Here is an 18,285-nt window from a genome sequence, read left to right as displayed (position 1 = left end):
TCCTGTAATTGGCGGGATGTGTGCCGTGGGGTGGTTCGCACCCCGACCACCATCGTGCCGCACCGGTGTTCGACGCGGATAGTCGACGTCGGGTAGCCGACTCGGCGGGCAACGCCCCGGCGGGTCGGGGACAGCCGCACACCCCACCCGGTAACGTCAGGACCGTGCTCATCCGGTGGCGTGGCGTCCCGCAGATGCAGGTGGGGGCTTTCCCCCGGCGTGGTGCGTTGGCGCTGGGCTGTGTGGCCGCCGCGCTGATCGGCATCGTGGGATGCACCTCCGTCACCAACGGAACCGCGACCCCCGACACCCGGGTGGCCCCGGCCTACCGGCAGTCCGTGTCCGCGTCGGTTTCCGCCTCGTCGGTGACCTCGAGCGTCCGGGAATCCCAGCGCCAGCAGTCGCTGACCACCAAGGCGGTGCGCACCGCCTGCGCCGCGCTGGTCACCACCAGCAAGAACGCGATCGACAAGACCAACGAATTCGTCCAGGCGTTCAATTCGGGCCGCGGCACCGGCCCCACCGAAGGCCCGGCCATCGACGCCCTCAACGACAGCGCCAACACGGTGGCCAACAGCTTCAACGATGCGATGTCGCAGCAGATCAAGGACGCGTTCAATGCCTACATCGACGCCGCGCACGCGGTGGCCAACGCCATCGGCACGCACGCGTCGACGTCGGAATTCAACAAGCGCGTCGACCAGCTCAACGACACGAAGAAGAAGGCGATCCAACTCTGCCTGGCCACCTAGTGAGCCGGAAGTGTGAACGGGATCGCGGCTGTGCGACGATAATCGGCAATCACACGGTGTGCACGGCTGGCGCACATGGTTGAAGGAGGCTCCACGGTGGTCGCGGCGGATCACGCCCCGAGCTACGCTCGCAAACTGGGCATCCAACGGGACCAAGTTGTCCAGGAGTGGGGCTGGGACGAAGACACCGACGACGAGATCCGCGCCGCGGTGGAGGAAGCCTGCGGCAGCGACCTGCTCGATGAGGACACCGACGAGGTGGTCGACGTCGTGCTGCTGTGGTGGCGGGACGGGGACGGCGACCTGGTGGACACGCTGATGGACGCGATCAGCCCGCTGGCCGAGGACGGGGTGATCTGGGTGTTGACGCCCAAGACCGGCAAGCCGGGACATGTGCTGCCGGCCGAGATCGCCGAGGCCGCTCCCACCGCCGGGCTGATGCCCACCTCGTCGGTCAACCTGGGCGACTGGAGCGCCAGCCGGCTGGTGCAGCCCAAATCGCGCGCCGGGAAGCGTTGATGCTGTCGGTCGGCACCCCCGCCCCGGACTTCACCCTGCGCGACCAGAACCAGCAGCGCGTCACGCTGAGCTCCTTCCGCGGCTCCAAGAACGTGCTGCTGGTGTTCTTCCCGCTGGCGTTCACCGGGATCTGCCAGGGCGAGCTGGACCAGCTGCGCGACCATCTGCCCGAGTTCGAGAACGACGACAGTGCGGTGCTGGCCATCTCGGTGGGTCCACCACCCACACACCGGATTTGGGCGCTGGAGAGCGGTTTCACCTTCCCGGTGCTGTCCGATTTCTGGCCGCACGGCGCGGTCAGCCAGAGCTACGGCGTGTTCAACGACGAGGCCGGCTACTCCAACCGCGGGACGTTCGTCGTCGACCGGTCCGGGATCATTCGCTTCGCCGAGATGAAGCAGCCCGGCGAGTCCCGCGACCAGCGGCTGTGGACCGACGCGCTGGCGGCGCTGAAGGCCTGAAAGTTTGGGGTCCCGGCCGGCGGGCGTGTAGCCTGCGGCCTGCACAGGGGCGCGTAGCTCAGTGGTAGAGCTCTGGTTTTACACACCAGCGGTCGGCGGTTCGATACCGTCCGCGCCCACCCGATGACCGGCCCGCCGGCCGGCCGCGCGCGGTGCCGAGCCGGCCGCCGAAGCCGGCTCGAAATGCCTTGGCGGCGTAGGGCTCCCGGCCGGTGGCCGGTGGGCCTGCCCCGAGATCCAGGACCGGGCGCCGGCGAGCACGGCGGCGTGCACCGCCCGCGCGATGCGGGCGCCGAACGTCGAGCGCGGCCCGCCGAACGCCTCCGCCGCCCCGTCCGTCGGGCAGTGCACGACGACCGCGTCCGAGGCGGTTCCGGTGGCCCGAATCCCGGCCTCGTGCAAGGCCTGCGCCTTGGCCTCGGTGGCGGTGGCCACGGCGTTGACCAACGCCGCCTCCGACAGCCGCACCGGCGCCGCCACCACGATGTTGATCGTCCCCACCCGGTGCGGCGCCTCGCGGCGGAAGTGGTGGTCGGGCGCGGCCGCCCAGGCGGGGCTGGAGAGCCCGACCGTCGCGGTCACCTGCGCGCCGCCGTCGGCGCCGAGGTGGTGGCGGGTCACGTCGACGGCGGTGAGCAGCCCGCAGCCGGCGCCGGCGAGCCCGAGCGCGGCGCCGATCTCGCCCAGGTGGCGGTCGGGGTCTGTCCGGTCGTAATCGAGCGGGACCGTGGCGTTGACCAACCAGTCCCGCGCGCCGATGCCGCCGCCGAGCGGGCCCGAGGAGATGCACAGGCGTGGCTCGGTGAACCGCCAGACCAGCACCGGCAGCGACCGGCCGTGTTCGACGCGCGCGGTCAACTGGGGATGCACGGGTCTCATCCTCGCGGGCGGGCGCCAGCGAGCTTCACCAGGCCGCGATTTCGGGCCCCGACAGTCGCGGTGGACTCACGCTCGCGCACTATGAACGCGTGAAACCGTTCCGCATCGATGTCCCCGACGACGTTCTCGACGATCTGCGTGCGCGGCTGGCCCGCACCCGGTGGCCCGAGGCCGAATGCGTGGACGACTGGAGCCAGGGCATGCCGCTGGCCTACACCCGCGAACTGGCCGACTACTGGGCCAACGACTACGACTGGCGCGCGCGGGAAGCGGCGCTGAATCGGTTCGACCAGTTCGTCACCGAGATCGATGGCCTGGACATCCATTTCATCCATCAGCGCTCGCCGCACGCCGACGCGTTCCCGCTGCTGATCACCCACGGCTGGCCGGGCTCGATCGTGGAGTTCCACAAGGTGATCGAGCCGTTGACCAACCCGGCGTCGGGACGCGCCGAGGACGCCTTCCACGTCGTGTGCCCGTCCCTGCCGGGCTACGGCTTCTCCGGGAAACCCACCCGCGCGGGGTGGGGCGTGGAGCGGATCGCCCGGGCCTGGGAAACGCTGATGCTGCGGCTGGGCTATCAGCGCTACGGCGCGCAGGGCGGCGACTGGGGCGCGGCGGTGACCACCCAGATCGGCCGCAATCGCGGCCACTGCGTGGCCATCCACCTCAACATGCCGATCGGCAGGCCCGGCCAGGAGGCGCTGACCAACCCCACCGAGCAGGAGCGAGCGGCGTTGGCCGCGTTGGCGAATCACCGCAAGCGGGGCACCGGCTACTCCAAGCAGCAGTCCACCCGGCCGCAGACGCTGGGCTACGGCCTGGCCGATTCACCGGTGGGTCAGCTGGCCTGGATCGTCGAAAAGTTCTGGGACTGGGCCGATTGCGACGGGCATCCGGAGAACGCGTTGAGCCGCGACGAGCTGCTCGACAACGTGATGGTCTACTGGGTGACCAACACCGCCGCCTCCTCGGCCCGGCTGTACTGGGAGAGCTTCTCGGCGTGGGGCGGCGGGGACCGGGTCGAATTGCCCACCGGCGTCGCGGCTTTCCCGGGCGAACTGCTCAAGGCGCCGCGCTCCTGGTGCGAGCCGGCCTACAACATCACGCACTGGACGGACATGCCGCGCGGCGGGCATTTCGCCGCATTCGAGCAGCCGGAGCTGTTCGTCGAGGATCTGCGCGTGTTCTTCGCGACGGTACGCTGAGGGCGGCTAGACCACCCGGCGGCCCCGGCGCGCCCGGGATCTCATGTCCCACAAGTAAATTCGATAGCCGAGGATCCACACCCCGTGCGGGATCAACCGGTCGGCCAGCCGCAACGAGAACAGCAGCCAGCCGAACCGGCGCTGCTGGGCCGGCGTCCAATCCAGCTGCATCATCTCGCGGAACTCGGGGGCCAAGAACCCCGTCGTCGCGAACAGGTTGAACGGCCCGGCCAGCACCCGCAGCGGCCAGGGCAGGAAGGCCAGCGACGCCACCCCGTGCAGGTGCTCGCGCACCGGCGGGTCGATGCGCAGCTCGTCGAGCGAGCGTTTCCAGTACTCGTCGAAGGCGGCCCGGTCCGGCGGCCACATCCGTTCGGGCACCTGCAGCGTGGTGCCCAGCCGCGCGGCGTCGCGATAGACCGCGTCGGCCGAGGCCTCATCCAGCGGGCCGTGCAGGAACTCGTGTTGGTCGACGAAGTAGCGGTACAGGCACGCCGCCACCCACAGCTGCAGCTTGGGGTCAAAAGCGTTGTAGGACACCGGGCTTGACGGCCTGGACCGCACCTGCCGGTGGGCGACGTCCACCGCCGCGCAGATCAACGCCCGGTCGTAGTCGGTGCCGATGGTCGCGGCGGCCAGATAGGTGCCGGTGGTGCGGGCCCGCTTGAACGGATGCTTGTAGACGTTGCCGCTGTCCACCGGGCTTTCCAGCACGCCGTAGCCGACGCCGGGCAGGGACAGCTGCATGATGACGTTGGCGGCGGGCAGCAACGTCGCCGCTGGATTCAGCAGGTCGGCGACCCGCTTCGCGGGCCACTTCATTGCGGGCCCCGCCTCGTCGATTCCATGAACCCCAGTATGAGACGCTGCGCAGGTGTTGGCGACGCACCCCCTCGGCGTGCTGATCGGTTACCTGGCCGACCGCGCGCTGGGCGACCCGCGCCGCGGTCATCCGGTGGCGCTGTTCGGCCGCGCCGCCGCCGGTCTGGAGAACCTCAGCTACCGCGACGGCCGGGTCGCCGGCGCGCTGCACGTCGGGGTGTCGATCGGGGCGGTGGGCCTGCTGGGGCTGGCCGTGCACCTGGCCGCCGCGCGCGCCGGTCCGCGCTGGTCGATCGCGGCGACCGCCGCGGCCGGATGGGTCTGCTCGGGTGGAACCTCGCTGACCCGCACCGGGCTGGCCATGGCCGAGCTGCTGCAGCGCGGCGACGTCGACGCCGCCCGTCGGCTGCTGCCGTCGCTGTGCGGGCGCGACCCGGCGGCGCTGGACTCCGCCGGGCTGGCCCGGGCCGCGCTGGAATCGGTCGCGGAGAACACCTCCGACGCGCAGGTGGCGCCGCTGTTGTGGGCGGCGGCCGGTGGGGTGCCCGCGGTGCTGGCGTATCGCGGCATCAACACGCTGGACGCGATGATCGGCCACCGCTCGCCGAGCTATCTCCGATTCGGTTGGGCGGCAGCGAAATTGGACGACATCGCCAACTACCCGGCGGCGCGGGTCACCGCGTCGCTGACGGTGCTGCTGGCGCCGGTGGTCGGCGGCTCCCCGTCGGGCGCGGCGCGGGCCTGGCGCCGCGACGCCGCCCGCCATCCCAGCCCCAACGCCGGCGTGGTGGAGGCGGCGTTCGCCGGGGCGCTGGGCGTGCGGCTGGGCGGGCCCACCCAGTACCGGCACCAGCTGCAGATCCGGCCGACGCTCGGCGCCGGCCGCGAGCCCACGGTGACCGATCTGCGCCGGGCGGTGCGGCTGTCGGCGGCGGTGCAGGCCGCCGCCGTGGCCCTGGCGGCCGGGCTGCTGGCCGCCTACCGGCGGCGTCCGTAGCGGTCGGCGAGCTTGTCCTGCACCGACTGCGGGGCTTCGGCTGCCGGTGCGGCCGGTTGCTTTTCCGCGCGGCGGGCCCGCAGCTCGGAGTAGGCGAAATAACCCACCCCGATCGGGGCCAGGATGCCGAACGCGATCCACTGGATGCCGTAGGACAGGAATGGGCCGGCGTCCAGTTGCGGCACCCCGACCACCCCCAGCCCGCCGGGCTGACCGTCGACCAACTGCAGATAGGACCCGGCGAGCGGCACCTTGGTGAGCACCGCGATCTGCTCGGTGTCGATCGAATACACCTGCCGCACACCGTCTCCCACGAACGGGTCCTTGCCGGCGGCGGCGGGCTCGGAGTTGCGCAGCCGGGCGGTGATGGTCACCGTGTCGGCGGGCGGGCGGGGGATCGGCGGGACCCGCGACCCCTCCAACGGCCGCACGTAACCGCGGTCGACCAAGACGGTGGGCCCGCCGTCGACCACGAAGGGCGCCAGCACCTCGAACGCCGGTTTGGAGTCGATCACCCGCAGCCGGGCCAGCACCTGCACGTCGGCCAGATAGTGGCCGGTGGCGCTCACCTGCCGCCACTGCTCGGCCGGGGCGGCCGAGTTTTGTTGCGGCAGCAGGGTTTTCAGCGGGACGGGCGGGGTGGTCAGGGAGTGTTCGATCTGGTGGTTCTGCTGTGAGGTCCTGCTGTGCTTGCCCAGCTGCCAGGGCGCGAGCACGGTGAAGCACAGGTACGCGAACGCGACCACCACCAGTGCCAGCACGACCCAGCCCGGTCGCAGCAGAAACGACAAGCCGCGCAGCCACCGGGGCATCACGACGATCCGTTCTGCGCCAGCCGTTCGTCGACCCAGTCGTGCAGGCCGGGCAGCGCGGCCTCGATGACGGTGTAGACGCGTTCGAAGTCTTTGCTGTCGCCGTAGTAGGGGTCGTCGACGTCGGGGGTGTGCGCGCCGGTGCGCGGATCGAACGACCGCAGCATCCGGATGCGGTCCTCGTCGACGCCCAGGTGCCGCAGCATCCGGGCGTGGTTGCGGTCCAGTGCCACCACCAGATCGGCGGACAGATGCTCGGCGCCCACCTGCGCGGCGCGGTGCTCGGTCGGGTAGCCGTGGGCGCGCAGCACGCCGGCGGCCCGCTCGTCGGCGCACTCGCCGACATGCCAGTTGCCGGTGCCGGCGCTGCTCACCCGCACGGCATCGGCCATGCCGCGGCGGCGCAGCTGGTCGGCGAACATCTTCTCGGCCATCACCGACCGGCAGATGTTGCCGGTGCAGACGAACGTGACGTGCAGCGGTTCAGACACCCAGCGCCCTCCGCAGCTCGTCGATGGTGGCGGCGCGGGTGACGCCGTCGGGGTGCGAGTCGGCGTGCCCGTAGCCCCAGCCGACCACCACGGTGTCGATGCCGTGCGCGGCCGCGCCGTGCACATCGTGGCTGCGGTCACCGACCATCAGCACCCGCTCGGGCAGCGGTTCCAGCTGCGCCAGCGCGTGCGCGAGCACCTCGACCTTGGCCTTGCGGGAACCGTCCGGGCTGGCCCCGGCGATCACCTCGAAGTGATGGTCGAGCCCGAAATGGGCGAGGATGCGCCGCGCCGTCGGCTCCAGCTTGGAGGTGGCCACCGCCAGCCGCACCCCGGCGGCGCGCAGATCGGCCAGCAGCGCCTCGATCCCGTCGAACAGCGTGTTCATCGCCCAGCCGCGGGCGCCATACTCGGCGCGGAACGCCGCGATCGCCGCCTCGGCGTCCTCGCCCAGTTGCATGGACCGGAACGTGTCGTCCATCGGCGGGCCGACGATCTGCGCGACGAGGTCGCCCGGGGGCACCGGCGCGCCGATGGACTCCAGCGCATGCAGGAAGCTGGCCACGATGCCCTCCGCGGAGTCGGTCAGCGTGCCGTCCAGATCGAAGATCACCAGCTGCGCCGCGGGGGCGGCGGGATCGGCTGACGTTGTGCCTGTCACCTCACCATTGTCCTCGATGGCCGCGGCGGGCCGGGACGGTGTTGCTCGGTGCTGCTCCGGGCCGCCGGGCCGGCCACTAATGTTTCACGGATGGCGAGTCTGAACCTGAGCCCGCCGGCGGCGCGCTACCACGGTGATCAGGCCGTCGCACCCGGGATGCTGGATTTCGCCGTCAACGTCCGGCACAGCCGGCCGCCGCAGTGGCTGCTGGATCGGTTGGCGGCGCGGCTGCCCGACCTGGCCCGCTACCCGGGCGACGACGACGTGCACCGGGCGCAGGACGCCGCCGCCGAACGGCACGGCCGCCGCCGCGACGAGGTGCTGCCGCTGGCCGGGGCCGCCGAGGCGTTCGCGCTGCTGAGCAACCTGCGCCCGAAGCGGGCGGCGGTCATCGCGCCGTCATTCACCGAGCCGGCCGCGGCGCTGAGCGCGGCCGGGGTGCCGGTGCACCACGTCGTGCTGGAGCCGCCGTTCGGTCTGCACGGCGCGGCCGTCCCCGAGGAGGCCGACCTGGTGGTGGTGGGAAATCCCACCAATCCCACCGCGGTGCTGCACGGCCGCGAGCAGCTGCTGGCGCTGCGCCGGCCCGGACGGCTCCTGGTGGTCGACGAGGCGTTCGCCGACGCGATTCCCGGCGAGCCGCAATCGCTGGCCGGTGACGCGCTGCCCGACGTGCTGGTGCTGCGCAGCCTGACCAAGACGTGGGCGCTGGCCGGGCTGCGGGTGGGCTACGCGCTGGGCGCGCCGGAGGTGCTGGCGCGGCTGACCGCGCAGCGGGCGCACTGGCCGGTGGGCACGCTGCAGCTGACGGCGCTGGCGGCCTGCTGCGGCCGGCGGGCCGTCGCCGACGCGGCTGCCGGGGCGGAGCGGTTGAGCCGGCTGCGCGAGAAGATGGCGGCCGGGCTGGCGTCGGTGGGCGCCGATGTGCTCGACGGGCGGGCGCCGTTTGTGTTGTTCCGGATGCCGGATGCGGTCCGGGTCCGAAAGCTGTTGCACGACAAGGGGATCGCCGTCCGTCGCGGTGACACGTTCGTCGGCCTGGACGAGCGGTACCTGCGCGCCGCGGTGCGCCCGGAGTGGCCGCTGCTGGTGCAGGCGATCGCGGAGGCGCAGCGGTGAGCGTGAAACTCGCCGACGTCATCGCGGTGCTCGACGAGGCCTACCCGCCGGGCCTGGCCGAACCCTGGGATTCGGTGGGGCTGGTCTGCGGGGACCCCGACGAACCGGTGGAGTCCGTGACCGTGGCGGTGGACGCGACACCCGCGGTGGTCGACGAGGTCCCGGCCGGCGGGCTGCTTCTGGCCCACCACCCGCTGCTGCTGCGCGGGGTGGACACCGTCGCGGCCAGCACGCCCAAGGGTGCGCTGGTGCACCGGCTGATCCGCACCGGGCGGTCGCTGTTCACCGCGCACACCAACGCCGACTCGGCATCGCCCGGGGTCTCCGACGCGCTGGCCGATGCGCTCGGCCTGACCGTGGAGGCCGTGCTGGAACCGGCCCGGCCCGCCTCCGATCTGGACAAGTGGGTCATCTACGTGCCCGGCGAGAACGCGGACGCGGTGCGGGAAGCCGTCTTCGCCGCCGGCGCGGGCCATATCGGCGACTATTCGCATTGCAGCTGGAGCGTCACCGGCATCGGGCAGTTCCTGCCGCACGAGGGCGCCTCGCCCGCGGTGGGCAGTGTCGGCAGGGTGGAACGGGTGGCCGAGGAACGGGTCGAGGTGGTGGCCCCCGCACGGGCCCGGGCCGCAGTGCTGGCGGCGATGCGCGCCGCCCATCCCTACGAGGAGCCCGCGTTCGACATCTTCGCGTTGCTGCCCCCGCCCGGCGACGCCGGGCTGGGCCGCATCGCGCGGCTGGAGTACCCGGAGCCGTTGCGGCGCTTCGTGTCCCGGGTCGACGCGGCGCTGCCGGCGACGTCCTGGGGAGTGCGGGCGGCGGGCGACCCGGAGCTGGCGGTGTCGCGGGTCGCGGTGTGCGGCGGCGCCGGCGATTCGCTGCTGGCCGCCGCGGCCGGCGCCGGGGTGCAGGCCTACCTCACCGCCGACCTGCGCCACCACCCTGCCGACGAGCATCGCCGGGCCTCCGAGGTGGCCCTGATCGACGTGGCACACTGGGCGAGCGAATTCCCGTGGTGCGCCCAGGCCGCCGACCTGCTGCGGTCCCGGTTCGGTGGACGGCTCGACGTGCGGGTGAGCTCGATTCGCACCGACCCGTGGAATGTCGAGCACGACGGGGGTGAGGGACGATGAAAGCCGATGTGGCACAGCAGCGTTCACTACTGGAGCTGGCGAACGTGGATGCCGAGCTGTCCCGGCTGGCGCACCGGGCCGAGCATCTGCCCGAGCAGCAGGCCTGCGAGCGGATGCAGCAGGAGTACGACGCCGCCGGTGACCGGCTGGGGGCGGTGCGAATCGCCTTGGAAGACATCGATGCTCACGTGCGGCGGCTGGAAGCCGAGGTCGACGCGGTGCGCCAGCGCGAAGACCGCGACCGCTCGCTGCTGCAGTCCGGAGCGATCGACGCCAAGCAGCTGGCCGACCTTCAGCACGAGCTGGAGACCCTGCAGCGTCGCCAGACCAGCCTGGAGGATTCGCTGCTGGAGGTGATGGAGCGGCGCGAGGAGCTGCAGGCCCAGCTGGACGGCGAGCAGCAGACGCTCAAGGAGCTTGAGGCCGCGATGGCCACCGCGCGGCGCGATCTGGACGCCGCGCGCGGCGAGATCAGCGAGTCCCGTGCGCTGCATTCGTCGCGGCGCGAGGCGCTGAGCGCCGAACTGGACCCCGAGCTGTTCGCCCTCTACGAACGGCAACGCGCCCGGGGCGGGCCGGGCGCCGGGCAGCTGCTGGGACGGCGGTGCGGCGCCTGCCGGCTGGAAATCGACCGCGGGGAGCTGTCCCGGATCTCGGCGGCGGCCGAGGACGACGTGGTGCGGTGCCCGGAATGCGGGGCAATCCTGCTGCGGGTCAAGGGGCCCGGTCAGTGAAGGTCGTCATCGAAGCCGACGGCGGATCGCGCGGCAACCCCGGCCCCGCCGGGTACGGCGCCGTGGTGTGGACACCGGACCGCGGCACCGTGCTGGCCGAGAACAAGCAGGCCATCGGCCGGGCCACCAACAACGTCGCCGAATACCGCGGCCTGATAGCCGGTTTGGACGACGCGCTGAAGCTGGGCGCCACCGAGGCCGAGGTCTACCTGGATTCCAAGCTGTTGGTGGAGCAGATGTCGGGGCGGTGGAAGGTCAAACACCCCGACCTGATCGAACTGCACGCCCAGGCCCGAGGCCTGGCGGCGCGGTTCGACAGGATCAGCTACTCGTGGATTCCCCGCGAGCGCAACTCGCACGCCGACCGGCTGGCCAACGAGGCGATGGACGCGGCCGCCGCGGCCACCGGCACGGCGGAAAAGCCCGAGCCGGCGGAAAAGCTTGGGCGGGCCGAACAATCCGATCCGACCGCCGTCGACGCCGGGAAAACCGCCGCGGCGCCGTCACCGGCGGCGCCCGGGTGGACCGGGGCGCGTGGCACCCCGACCCGGCTGCTGTTGCTGCGACACGGGCAGACCGAATTGTCGGTGCAGCGCCGCTATTCCGGGCGCGGCAACCCCGCACTCACCGAGACGGGACGGCGGCAGGCCGACGCGGCGGCACGCTATCTGGCCGCGCGCGGCGGGATTTCGGCGGTGTTCGCCTCCCCGCTGCAACGGGCCTACGACACCGCGGCGGTCGCCGCCAAGGCGCTGGGCCTGGACGTGACCGTCGACGACGACCTGATCGAAACCGATTTCGGGGCCTGGGAGGGGTTGACGTTCGGCGAGGCCGCCGAGCGCGACCCCGGACTGCACCGGCGCTGGCTGCGTGACACCAGCACCGCTCCGCCGGGCGGGGAGAGCTTCGACTCGGTGGCCGAGCGGGTGTCGCGGGTTCGCCAGAAGATCATCGCCGCACAGCAGGGCAGCACCGTGCTGGTGGTGTCGCACGTGACGCCGATCAAGATGCTGCTGCGGGAGGCGCTGGACGCCGGGCCGGGCATCCTGTACCGGTTGCATCTCGACCTCGCCTCGCTGAGCATCGCCGAGTTCTATTCCGACGGAGCCGCTTCGGTGCGGCTGGTCAACCAGACCGGATACCTGTAGGACGCCGGGAAGCCCGCCGGCCGGGTTAGCCGTCGCCGGCGGGCGGGTGCACGGTGATGGCCTGCTCCGGGCAGTTCTGCTCGCCGACGCCGGCCTGCGCCTCGAGCTCACCGGAGACCCGCCCGGGCCCGCACCACGCAGTGGCCGAACTCGTCGGCGTCGAAGACGTCGGGCGCCAGGGTGTAACAGCGTCCGTGACCGGTGCAGCGCTCGGCGTCGACGACGACGCGCCTCATCGCGCCCTCATCGCACTGGGAAGACCAGCGGCAGCGACTCCACCGACCTCAGCGCGGCGGTGTAGGTCAGCTGCGTGCCCGGTTTGATCTCGTAATCCGGTATGCGCCCATGGAATTCGCGAAGTGCCACGCGCAACTCCATGCGGGCCAGATGAGAGCCGAGGCAGCGATGCGGGCCGCCGCCGAAGGCCCGGTGTCGGTTGGGGCTGCGGGTGAAGTCGACGGTTTCGGGGTCGGGGAACTCGGCCGGGTCGGTGTTGGCCGCGCCGAGCAGCGGGCTGACCCGTTCGCCCTTGCTGATCGGGCAGCCGCCGACCTCGACGTCTTGCGTTGCGACGCGAGCGACACCGGGAACCGGTGTCTCCCAACGCAACAGCTCCTCGACGGCGCCGGGCAGCACGTCGGGCCGCTCGACAAGCTGACGACGGTGCTCGGGGTGGCGCGCCAGGTAGACGAAAAAGCAGTCCAGCGAGTCGGTGACGGTGTCCAGACCGGCGATCAGGAACAGGAAGCAGATGTCGAGCAGCTCCTCGCGGGACAGCGGCTGCCCGCCCACGTCGGCGGCGATCATCGCGGACAGCACGTCGTCACGCGGGACCGCGATGTGCTCGTCGATGGCCTTGTCGAAGTACTCGTAGATCTGTTGAGCCACACCGGCGGAGCTCTCGTGGCGGCGGTCGAACCCCGAGTCGCCCGCCGGGCGGATCACCCCGTCCTTCCACAGCAGAAATCGGTCGAGGTCCTCCAGCGGCAGACCCAGCAGCTGCAGGAACACCGTGCACGGCAGGGGAACCGCGAACTCGGCGTGGAAGTCGCATTCGCCCCGCGCGGCGAACCGGTCGATCATCTCGTTGACCAGCTCGGTGACGAGCGGTTCGCGGCGGGCCATCTCGCGCGGGGTGAACAGCGGGTCGAGGATGCGGCGGTACTTGGCATGCTCGGGCGGGTCGATCTGCAGCGGGATCAACGGCCGCACGTTGCCCAGGTCGACCGCGTCCATGTTCGACGAAAACAGTTCGGTGTGCTTGAGCGCCATCTCGATGTCGGCGAGGCGGCTGAGCACCACCGCCTGCGGGGACCGGAACACCGGGTTGGACTCGCGCAGCGCCTTGTACATCGGTTGCGGCTCCGCGACTCCGGTGACGGTCTGGTCGACGAAACCTCCGGCTTCGGTCATGGGGTGAGCCTGGCACCATCGTCGGCGCCAGGCAATGGCGCGGCCGGCTAACTGTGCAGGTGCAGCCGCTCGCCGTGCGGTCCGAAGATGACGATGGCCTCCACCGGCCCCTCGACCACGCCGAACCAGTGCGGAGTCCACGTCGAGAACTCGACCGCCTCGCCGGGATCGATGGTGAAGTCCCGGTCGCCCAGGATCAGCCGCATCCGGCCGGCCAGCACGTACATCCAGTCCTGTCCCTCGTGCACGGGCAGCTCGGCGGGCGGGGTGCGCCGCCGGGCGCTGACCCGGATCTTGAAGGCGTGCAGGCCGCCGGCGGGGCCCTGGCGGGTCAGCGGCCAGTAGGTGACGCCGTGGTGGGTGTGCGCCGACCCGCGCACCCGCGGGTCGGGCGCCTGCGCGGGCTGCAACAGCTCGTCGGTGCTGACCGAGAGCGCCCGGGCCAGCCGCGGCAGGTGATCCAGCGCCAGCCGGCGCTTCCCGGACTCCAGGCGGCTCAGCGTCGACACGTCGATCCCCGCCCGCGCACCCACCTCCTGCAACGTCAGGCCGCGCTGCACGCGCAGCTCCCGCAGCCGCCGGCGCACCTGGACGTCGATGTCGGTGTTTGCCTGCATGGCAAACAAGCTTGGCAAAACTTGGGCGGCTGGGCAAGCTCGCGGTATGGACACTTCGTGCGAACCCGGTGAGGCCGGGCGGTTTTGGGAAGAACGCTATCGCGGCGCCGAGCGGGTGTGGAGCGGGCGGGTCAATCCGCGGCTGGCCGAACTGGCCGCCGACTTGCCGGCGGGGCGGGCGCTGGATCTGGGCTGCGGGGAGGGTGCCGACGCGCTGTGGCTGGCGCAGCGCGGCTGGACGGTACTGGCGGTGGACATCTCGGCCACCGCGCTACGCCGCGCCGCCGAGGCAGCAGCGTCGCGGAAATTATTGGCGCGGATCGACTTTCAGCGCCACGACCTCAACGAGAGCTTCCCGGAAGGGATGTTCGACTTGATCTCCGCCCAGTATTTCCACTCGCCGGTGCACCTCGACCGGGACGCCGTGCTGCGCCGGGCGGCCACCCGGGTGAAGCCCGGCGGTGTGCTGTTGATCGTCGACCACGGCGCGGCGCCACCGTGGGCGCAGCACGACGGTCACCACTTTCCGGGTGTCGAGGAGGTGCTCGGGTCGCTGCGGCTGGATCCGGACGGGTGGACCCGGCTGCGGGCCGAGGCCGCGGGGCGCGAAATGACCGGTCCGAACGGAGAAGTCGGGACGTTGATGGACAACATCATGATGTTGCGGCGGACCGAACAGGCCTACGCGGCGTCGTGAAAGATCAAGCCCATCGCGTAGCGCTGGCCGGAACGCACCACCGAGACCCCGTGGCGTACCGGCGCCGCGGACCAGCCGCGGGCCGAGCGCACCGGACGTTCCCGGGTGGTGAAGACATAGCCATGGCCCTGAGGTAATTGCGTTGCGGTGCCGCGGGATTGGGCGCGCGGCCGCTGCTCGACAAGCAGGAATTCGCCGCCGGTGTAGTCGGTCTGCGGATCGCTCAGGTTGATCACCACCTGAAGCGGAAACACCAAGTCCCCGTAGAGATCCTGATGCAGCGCATTCCAGTCGCCGGCACCGTATTTGAGCATCAGGGCGGTGGACCGTTGCTGGCCGGCCGCGTGGCAGGCCGCCAGCCAGTCGTCGAGGCGGTCCGGCCACACGGGGTCACGGCCGAGTTTGCCCCACCAGTCCCGGGCGATCGGCAGCAACCGGGGATAGAGGGCCTGTTTGAGTTGTTCGATCGGCTCGGGATAGGGCGCGCGGAAGTAGCGGTACTGCCCGGCGCCGTAGCGTTTGGGGGCCATGTCGATGGTCGACCGGAACAGGCCGTCGTCGGCGTAGAGTTCGCGCAGCCGTGCGGCTTCCCGGGGCGTGACCAGCCGCGGCAGCAGCGCCCCGCCGAATTCGCCGACCGCGGCGGCGATGGCGTCCCAATCGCCGGAGTCGACGCGCCTGTGCCATCGGTCCATCAGGTCCACGATAGGGCCCGCCCGCCCGCGGCGAGGGCGTTGCTGGCACCGGCCGGGCGCAGCGGGTACCGTGGATCGTCGCGGACGAGTTGGCCGGGCGGCCGCGGCTCGTATCCCGAGTCGAGGAAAGTCCGGACTTCACAGAGCAGGGTGATTGCTAACGGCAATCCGAGGTGACTCGCGGGAAAGTGCCACAGAAAACAGACCGCCACCCTCGCGGTGGTAAGGGTGAAACGGTGCGGTAAGAGCGCACCAGCACCCCGGGTGACCGGGGTGGCTCGGCAAACCCCACCCGAAGCAAGGCCAAGAAGGCCGTGCCGCCGGCACGGCCGCGCAGGCGTCCGAGGGTTGCTCGCCCGAGCCTGCGGGTAGGCCGCTCGAGGCACCCGGTGACGGTGTGTCCAGATGGATGGTCGCCGCCGCGCCGCCGGTTTTCCGGCGGCGCGGAACAGAATCCGGCTTACAGGCCAACTCGTCCGCCCCGGCTTCGTTGCGGGCGGTTGCGGGCTAATCCGCCTTGTGCACCGCCTTGCCGAGTTTGCGCAGCGTGTCGTCGAGTTCGTCACGGCAGCGTTGCGCCAGATCGGCCTCGCGCTGATAGAGCAGCCCGTAGGTGAAGGTGTCCTCGCCGGCGGCGTGCGCGGCCTGCGCCTCCTGGCTCAGGTGTTCGCGGCTGACCACGCTGTCTTGGTGATCGCCCAGCAGTGACTGCACGGCCTTGGCCCGCTCGGCCACCCGCGCCGCTCCGGTCGCCGTCGCAGTGTATCGAAGTCGCTTGGCGCGCTTGCGGATTCGATGTATCGCCTCGTCGCGTAGGTGTCGGTCGCCGGGGTGCTCGCGGTCCACCCGGGCGGCGGCCTTGGCGGCCTTGCGGACCTTGCGGTAGGCGGTGTCGATGGTCACCGGCGCCTGTTCCTCGGCCCCGGGGAGGCCGGGGCGCCGGGCCGCGATCGCGTCCAGGGAGTCGAGCAGCCGGAAGTAGCGCTGCGACCGCATGGCGATCAACGAGCGGCGCAGCCCGACCTGATAGCGGCGCCGGGCACCCCCGACCAGACGTTCGCGCACCGGCCCGCGCACCAATTCCGGTGGGAGCGCGCCCAAGTCGCGCTCGTAGCGCTCGGCGAGCACCTCGGCGTCGCGGGCCACCCCCAAAATGCCGGCCAGCTCCCGCAATTCGTCGAGCACCCACGCGTCGTCGCCCAACCCGAACGAATCCTGGTAGTCGCGCAGCAGGCTGCGCAGCTTGCGGGTGGTGACCCGCATCTGGTGGACGGAGTCGAAGGCGTCAGCGCGCACGGCGCGATCCCACACCAGCAGCTCGCGAACCTGCTCGGCGATCGCGCGCTGCAGCGGATCCTCGGGCGGCCGCGCGCCGTTGGGCGACGGCGCGCGGCCCAGCACCCGCGCCAGCTTGGAGCCGTGGCCGGCCGGCACCGCTCCGGCGTCCAGCAGCCGGTTGCTCAGCCGGTTCAGCAGCTCGGCGCCGGCGGCGCCCTCGGCGTGCCCGTTGCCGCCGAGCAGCTCCAATTCCCATTCCCGCCACTCCTGTTGGGTGGGCGGATGTCGGGTGGGCGGGTTTTGGGTGGGCGCCTGATCGGTGGGCGACGCGGCGGTGTCGTCGAAACCGCCGGAACCCTCGTCGACACCGCCGGAACCGTCGTCGGGGCCCTCGGGCGCGCTCGGCGTCGCCCACGCGGTGACGTGGTCGTTGCTGAACTCGGCTAGCGGCTGGCCCGCCGCGTCGTAGAGCACCTGCGTGTCACGCTCGGTGGTGATCCGCGCGACCGGCCGCAGCGGACGGTTGCGGACGATCGCCAGCACCACATCGACCAACTCGGTGGGCACGGTGTCGGCGTCGGAGGCGTCCAGCGGTGCCCGGACTTCGGTGCGCGCGTCGGGCCCGGCGGGCAGCTTCAGGTGCCATCCGGCGTCCGAGCCGCCGGTGCGCCGGCGCAGGGTGATCTTGTTGCGCGCCAAGTCATGTGCGGGCGTGTCGAAATACGTCGCGTCCAGGATCTGGGTCGGCGACTGCTCGACCCGGGCGACCGCGGCGATCCCTTCGAACGAGGGCATCACCGTGGACTCGACCACGTCGAACTTGCGCTCCACCTCGAGATGACGCGAGGTCTGCGGCGCTTGTGCAGGCATCTTCGGGCTCCATCGGAGGCGCGTCGGAGGCGCGTCGGGGGCGCCGGGCGCGGCCGTCAACATGGTGGACAGGGGCGGATGAGCACCCATAGCCTGCCATACCGCGGTGACGGCGTTACGGCGGTGGAGGCGGCGGGGGAGTCGAGGTGTCGTCTTCGGGCAGCGGCGCGTAAACGGCCGGCGGCGGGGCGTAGCGGGCGATGTTGTCGCCGATGTTGGTGCACCCGCTCACCGTGACGCGCCGGCCGGCGCCCACGCACACGGTCGCGTCCGCGCGATCGGCGCCGGGCACGGCGACCAAGATCGCGGGCACCGCGGCCAGACCGCAGAGCACCAGCAACGCCGCACGGCACCGGCGCGCATTCATCCGCGCTCTCCTTCCGACGCTTTGATTGCCACCTGATTGCATTGTGCCGTCGTGAGCCGGCGGCGGGCGGGAATCGGAAATAATCGCCTGGCGGCCGCGCAATTCTTCGCCGCGAATCGGCGCCCGTGCGGCGAGGAAACCCTTATGGTTTGCCATACGCACACCCGCCTTTCGGCAGAACCGACGAATGGAGCGTTCCATGGCGCCTTTTGCTCGCTCGGCACGCCGAGTCATCGGCGAAAGAATCGCGGCCGGCGCGGCCGGGGTGGCAATGACCGTCGCCGGCCTTGTCGCGACGCTTGTGCTGACGGCGGGACCGGCGGCGGCCGACTGGCCGATGGACGATCCGGAACCGGCGCCGGCGTCGCTGCCGAACTGCACGGCGGCCGACCTGGCCCAGGTGTCGGCGGGCGTCGCCGCAGCCACGTCGGCGTATCTGTTCAGTCACCCGGACGTCAACGCCTACTTCACCAGCTTGAAGGGCCAGCCCCGCGACGAGATGCGCGCGCAGCTCAAGCAGTACATGGATGCCAACCCGCAGACCCACGCCGACCTGGAGGGCATCCGCCAGCCGCTCACCGATTTCCAGGACCGCTGCCGCTGACGGCCCCG

21 protein-coding genes, 1 tRNA gene, 1 other RNA gene and 1 pseudogene are annotated in these 18,285 nt (G+C 71.5%); 13 read left to right on the top strand and 11 right to left on the bottom strand.

Annotated elements, in window-relative coordinates; genetic code table 11:
• Window positions 1–164 precede the first annotated feature (164 nt).
• The 4 genes from MAA44156_RS11050 to MAA44156_RS11035 all read left to right on the top strand — a co-directional run bounded on the left by MAA44156_RS11050 (window position 165) and on the right by MAA44156_RS11035 (window position 1,851).
• Window positions 165–752 carry an Rv2240c family protein gene (locus MAA44156_RS11050; protein WP_023884289.1) on the top strand — a complete coding sequence of 196 codons (588 nt, stop codon included), beginning with the start codon at window positions 165–167 and terminating at the stop codon, window positions 750–752.
• A 96-nt stretch (window positions 753–848) separates the two neighbouring features.
• A complete protein-coding gene (locus MAA44156_RS11045) occupies window positions 849–1,271 on the top strand; it encodes a DUF3052 domain-containing protein (RefSeq protein ID WP_003872363.1) in 423 nt (140 codons plus the stop codon).
• A complete protein-coding gene (locus tag MAA44156_RS11040; protein WP_009976451.1) occupies window positions 1,271–1,732 on the top strand; it encodes a peroxiredoxin in 462 nt (153 codons plus the stop codon). The genes MAA44156_RS11045 and MAA44156_RS11040 overlap by 1 nt, the downstream gene beginning before the upstream one ends.
• A 47-nt stretch (window positions 1,733–1,779) precedes the next feature.
• Window positions 1,780–1,851 (top strand) — tRNA-Val (locus tag MAA44156_RS11035).
• Here MAA44156_RS11035 and MAA44156_RS11030 read toward each other — a convergent pair.
• A complete protein-coding gene (locus tag MAA44156_RS11030) occupies window positions 1,811–2,611 on the bottom strand; it encodes an adenosylcobinamide amidohydrolase (RefSeq protein ID WP_080555740.1) in 801 nt (266 codons plus the stop codon). The two genes, MAA44156_RS11035 and MAA44156_RS11030, sit on opposite strands and share 41 nt — an antisense overlap.
• An 89-nt stretch (window positions 2,612–2,700) precedes the next feature.
• Between MAA44156_RS11030 and MAA44156_RS11025 the strand changes: the two genes are divergently transcribed.
• Entirely contained in the window at window positions 2,701–3,819 is a 1,119-nt protein-coding gene (locus MAA44156_RS11025) for an epoxide hydrolase family protein (RefSeq protein ID WP_009976454.1), read from the top strand.
• Between the two features lie 6 nt (window positions 3,820–3,825).
• Here the strand turns inward: MAA44156_RS11025 and MAA44156_RS11020 are convergent, their stop codons facing one another.
• Complete coding sequence (locus MAA44156_RS11020) at window positions 3,826–4,641, bottom strand: oxygenase MpaB family protein (RefSeq protein WP_009976455.1); 816 nt, start codon at window positions 4,639–4,641, stop codon at window positions 3,826–3,828.
• A gap of 52 nt (window positions 4,642–4,693) precedes the next feature.
• On the opposite strand from MAA44156_RS11020, the gene MAA44156_RS11015 reads away from it, so the two are divergent.
• Complete coding sequence (locus tag MAA44156_RS11015) at window positions 4,694–5,638, top strand: cobalamin biosynthesis protein (protein WP_033725167.1); 945 nt, start codon at window positions 4,694–4,696, stop codon at window positions 5,636–5,638.
• On the opposite strand, the gene MAA44156_RS11010 is transcribed toward MAA44156_RS11015, so the two are convergent.
• Genes MAA44156_RS11010 through MAA44156_RS11000 form a run of 3 tightly spaced genes read right to left on the bottom strand, consistent with a single transcriptional unit; the run spans window position 5,620 to window position 7,602 of the window.
• On the bottom strand, window positions 5,620–6,450 hold the full coding sequence (locus MAA44156_RS11010) for an SURF1 family cytochrome oxidase biogenesis protein (protein ID WP_011724657.1): 831 nt from the start codon (window positions 6,448–6,450) through the stop codon (window positions 5,620–5,622). The genes MAA44156_RS11015 and MAA44156_RS11010 overlap by 19 nt on opposite strands.
• On the bottom strand, window positions 6,450–6,941 hold the full coding sequence (locus MAA44156_RS11005) for a low molecular weight protein-tyrosine-phosphatase (protein WP_009976459.1): 492 nt from the start codon (window positions 6,939–6,941) through the stop codon (window positions 6,450–6,452). Before MAA44156_RS11005 ends, MAA44156_RS11010 begins: the two co-directional genes overlap by 1 nt.
• Window positions 6,934–7,602: an HAD-IA family hydrolase gene (locus MAA44156_RS11000; RefSeq protein WP_009976460.1), complete on the bottom strand. Its 669-nt coding sequence runs from the start codon at window positions 7,600–7,602 to the stop codon at window positions 6,934–6,936. The genes MAA44156_RS11005 and MAA44156_RS11000 overlap by 8 nt, the downstream gene beginning before the upstream one ends.
• Before the next feature lie 90 nt (window positions 7,603–7,692).
• Between MAA44156_RS11000 and cobC the strand changes: the two genes are divergently transcribed.
• Genes cobC through MAA44156_RS10980 form a run of 4 tightly spaced genes read left to right on the top strand, consistent with a single transcriptional unit; the run spans window position 7,693 to window position 11,736 of the window.
• A complete protein-coding gene (gene cobC, locus MAA44156_RS10995; protein ID WP_009976461.1) occupies window positions 7,693–8,721 on the top strand; it encodes an Rv2231c family histidinol phosphate aminotransferase CobC in 1,029 nt (342 codons plus the stop codon).
• Window positions 8,718–9,854 carry a Nif3-like dinuclear metal center hexameric protein gene (locus MAA44156_RS10990; RefSeq protein ID WP_009976462.1) on the top strand — a complete coding sequence of 379 codons (1,137 nt, stop codon included), beginning with the start codon at window positions 8,718–8,720 and terminating at the stop codon, window positions 9,852–9,854. The genes cobC and MAA44156_RS10990 overlap by 4 nt, the downstream gene beginning before the upstream one ends.
• Window positions 9,851–10,588 (top strand): zinc ribbon domain-containing protein, encoded by a 738-nt coding sequence (locus MAA44156_RS10985; RefSeq protein WP_009976463.1) that lies wholly within the window; start codon window positions 9,851–9,853, stop codon window positions 10,586–10,588. The genes MAA44156_RS10990 and MAA44156_RS10985 overlap by 4 nt, the downstream gene beginning before the upstream one ends.
• Complete coding sequence (locus MAA44156_RS10980; protein WP_009976464.1) at window positions 10,585–11,736, top strand: bifunctional RNase H/acid phosphatase; 1,152 nt, start codon at window positions 10,585–10,587, stop codon at window positions 11,734–11,736. Before MAA44156_RS10985 ends, MAA44156_RS10980 begins: the two co-directional genes overlap by 4 nt.
• Window positions 11,737–11,761: 25 nt before the next feature.
• Here MAA44156_RS10980 and MAA44156_RS10975 read toward each other — a convergent pair.
• From MAA44156_RS10975 to MAA44156_RS10965, 3 genes and pseudogenes are all read right to left on the bottom strand, one after another.
• Window positions 11,762–11,972, bottom strand: a pseudogene (locus MAA44156_RS10975) (ferredoxin).
• A gap of 7 nt (window positions 11,973–11,979) precedes the next feature.
• Window positions 11,980–13,149, bottom strand: a complete 1,170-nt coding sequence (locus tag MAA44156_RS10970; RefSeq protein WP_009976466.1) for a cytochrome P450 — start codon at window positions 13,147–13,149, stop codon at window positions 11,980–11,982.
• 47 nt (window positions 13,150–13,196) lie between these two features.
• On the bottom strand, window positions 13,197–13,766 hold the full coding sequence (locus MAA44156_RS10965) for a helix-turn-helix domain-containing protein (protein ID WP_009976468.1): 570 nt from the start codon (window positions 13,764–13,766) through the stop codon (window positions 13,197–13,199).
• 46 nt (window positions 13,767–13,812) lie between these two features.
• Between MAA44156_RS10965 and MAA44156_RS10960 the strand changes: the two genes are divergently transcribed.
• Window positions 13,813–14,463 (top strand): class I SAM-dependent methyltransferase, encoded by a 651-nt coding sequence (locus MAA44156_RS10960; RefSeq protein WP_009976469.1) that lies wholly within the window; start codon window positions 13,813–13,815, stop codon window positions 14,461–14,463.
• Here MAA44156_RS10960 and MAA44156_RS10955 read toward each other — a convergent pair.
• Window positions 14,448–15,158: a 2OG-Fe(II) oxygenase gene (locus tag MAA44156_RS10955; RefSeq protein ID WP_024637506.1), complete on the bottom strand. Its 711-nt coding sequence runs from the start codon at window positions 15,156–15,158 to the stop codon at window positions 14,448–14,450. The two genes, MAA44156_RS10960 and MAA44156_RS10955, sit on opposite strands and share 16 nt — an antisense overlap.
• Before the next feature lie 85 nt (window positions 15,159–15,243).
• On the opposite strand from MAA44156_RS10955, the gene rnpB reads away from it, so the two are divergent.
• An RNA gene (rnpB, locus tag MAA44156_RS10950) (RNase P RNA component class A) lies at window positions 15,244–15,637 on the top strand.
• 28 nt (window positions 15,638–15,665) lie between these two features.
• Here rnpB and MAA44156_RS10945 read toward each other — a convergent pair.
• Both MAA44156_RS10945 and MAA44156_RS10940 read right to left on the bottom strand, forming a co-directional pair.
• Window positions 15,666–17,306: a CYTH and CHAD domain-containing protein gene (locus MAA44156_RS10945; protein WP_011724672.1), complete on the bottom strand. Its 1,641-nt coding sequence runs from the start codon at window positions 17,304–17,306 to the stop codon at window positions 15,666–15,668.
• Window positions 17,307–17,421: 115 nt separating this feature from the next.
• The gene (locus MAA44156_RS10940; protein WP_003872343.1) at window positions 17,422–17,673 is read right to left on the bottom strand and encodes a hypothetical protein; all 252 of its coding nucleotides are present in this window, start codon (window positions 17,671–17,673) and stop codon (window positions 17,422–17,424) included.
• Between the two features lie 187 nt (window positions 17,674–17,860).
• On the opposite strand from MAA44156_RS10940, the gene MAA44156_RS10935 reads away from it, so the two are divergent.
• Window positions 17,861–18,277 carry a heme-binding protein gene (locus MAA44156_RS10935; protein WP_019732174.1) on the top strand — a complete coding sequence of 139 codons (417 nt, stop codon included), beginning with the start codon at window positions 17,861–17,863 and terminating at the stop codon, window positions 18,275–18,277.
• Window positions 18,278–18,285 lie beyond the last annotated feature (8 nt).

It is taken from the genome of Mycobacterium avium subsp. avium, assembly GCF_009741445.1.
GTDB lineage: Bacteria > Actinomycetota > Actinomycetes > Mycobacteriales > Mycobacteriaceae > Mycobacterium > Mycobacterium avium.
The sequence above is the reverse complement of the archived record's forward strand: the minus strand, read 5'-3'. Positions and strand labels throughout refer to the sequence as shown.

What these genes read in the sequence shown, in the direction of transcription:
- MAA44156_RS11040 (WP_009976451.1), top strand. Translation starts at nt 1,271, where the DNA reads ATGCTGTCGGTCGGCACCCCCGCCCCGGACTTCACCCTGCGCGACCAG.
- MAA44156_RS11030 (WP_080555740.1), bottom strand. Translation starts at nt 2,611, where the DNA reads ATGAGACCCGTGCATCCCCAGTTGACCGCGCGCGTCGAACACGGCCGG.
- MAA44156_RS11020 (WP_009976455.1), bottom strand. Translation starts at nt 4,641, where the DNA reads ATGAAGTGGCCCGCGAAGCGGGTCGCCGACCTGCTGAATCCAGCGGCG.
- MAA44156_RS11010 (WP_011724657.1), bottom strand. Translation starts at nt 6,450, where the DNA reads ATGCCCCGGTGGCTGCGCGGCTTGTCGTTTCTGCTGCGACCGGGCTGG.
- cobC (WP_009976461.1), top strand. Translation starts at nt 7,693, where the DNA reads ATGGCGAGTCTGAACCTGAGCCCGCCGGCGGCGCGCTACCACGGTGAT.
- MAA44156_RS10985 (WP_009976463.1), top strand. Translation starts at nt 9,851, where the DNA reads ATGAAAGCCGATGTGGCACAGCAGCGTTCACTACTGGAGCTGGCGAAC.
- MAA44156_RS10970 (WP_009976466.1), bottom strand. Translation starts at nt 13,149, where the DNA reads ATGACCGAAGCCGGAGGTTTCGTCGACCAGACCGTCACCGGAGTCGCG.
- MAA44156_RS10965 (WP_009976468.1), bottom strand. Translation starts at nt 13,766, where the DNA reads ATGCAGGCAAACACCGACATCGACGTCCAGGTGCGCCGGCGGCTGCGG.
- MAA44156_RS10960 (WP_009976469.1), top strand. Translation starts at nt 13,813, where the DNA reads ATGGACACTTCGTGCGAACCCGGTGAGGCCGGGCGGTTTTGGGAAGAA.
- MAA44156_RS10955 (WP_024637506.1), bottom strand. Translation starts at nt 15,158, where the DNA reads ATGGACCGATGGCACAGGCGCGTCGACTCCGGCGATTGGGACGCCATC.
- MAA44156_RS10945 (WP_011724672.1), bottom strand. Translation starts at nt 17,306, where the DNA reads ATGCCTGCACAAGCGCCGCAGACCTCGCGTCATCTCGAGGTGGAGCGC.
- MAA44156_RS10940 (WP_003872343.1), bottom strand. Translation starts at nt 17,673, where the DNA reads ATGAATGCGCGCCGGTGCCGTGCGGCGTTGCTGGTGCTCTGCGGTCTG.
- MAA44156_RS10935 (WP_019732174.1), top strand. Translation starts at nt 17,861, where the DNA reads ATGGAGCGTTCCATGGCGCCTTTTGCTCGCTCGGCACGCCGAGTCATC.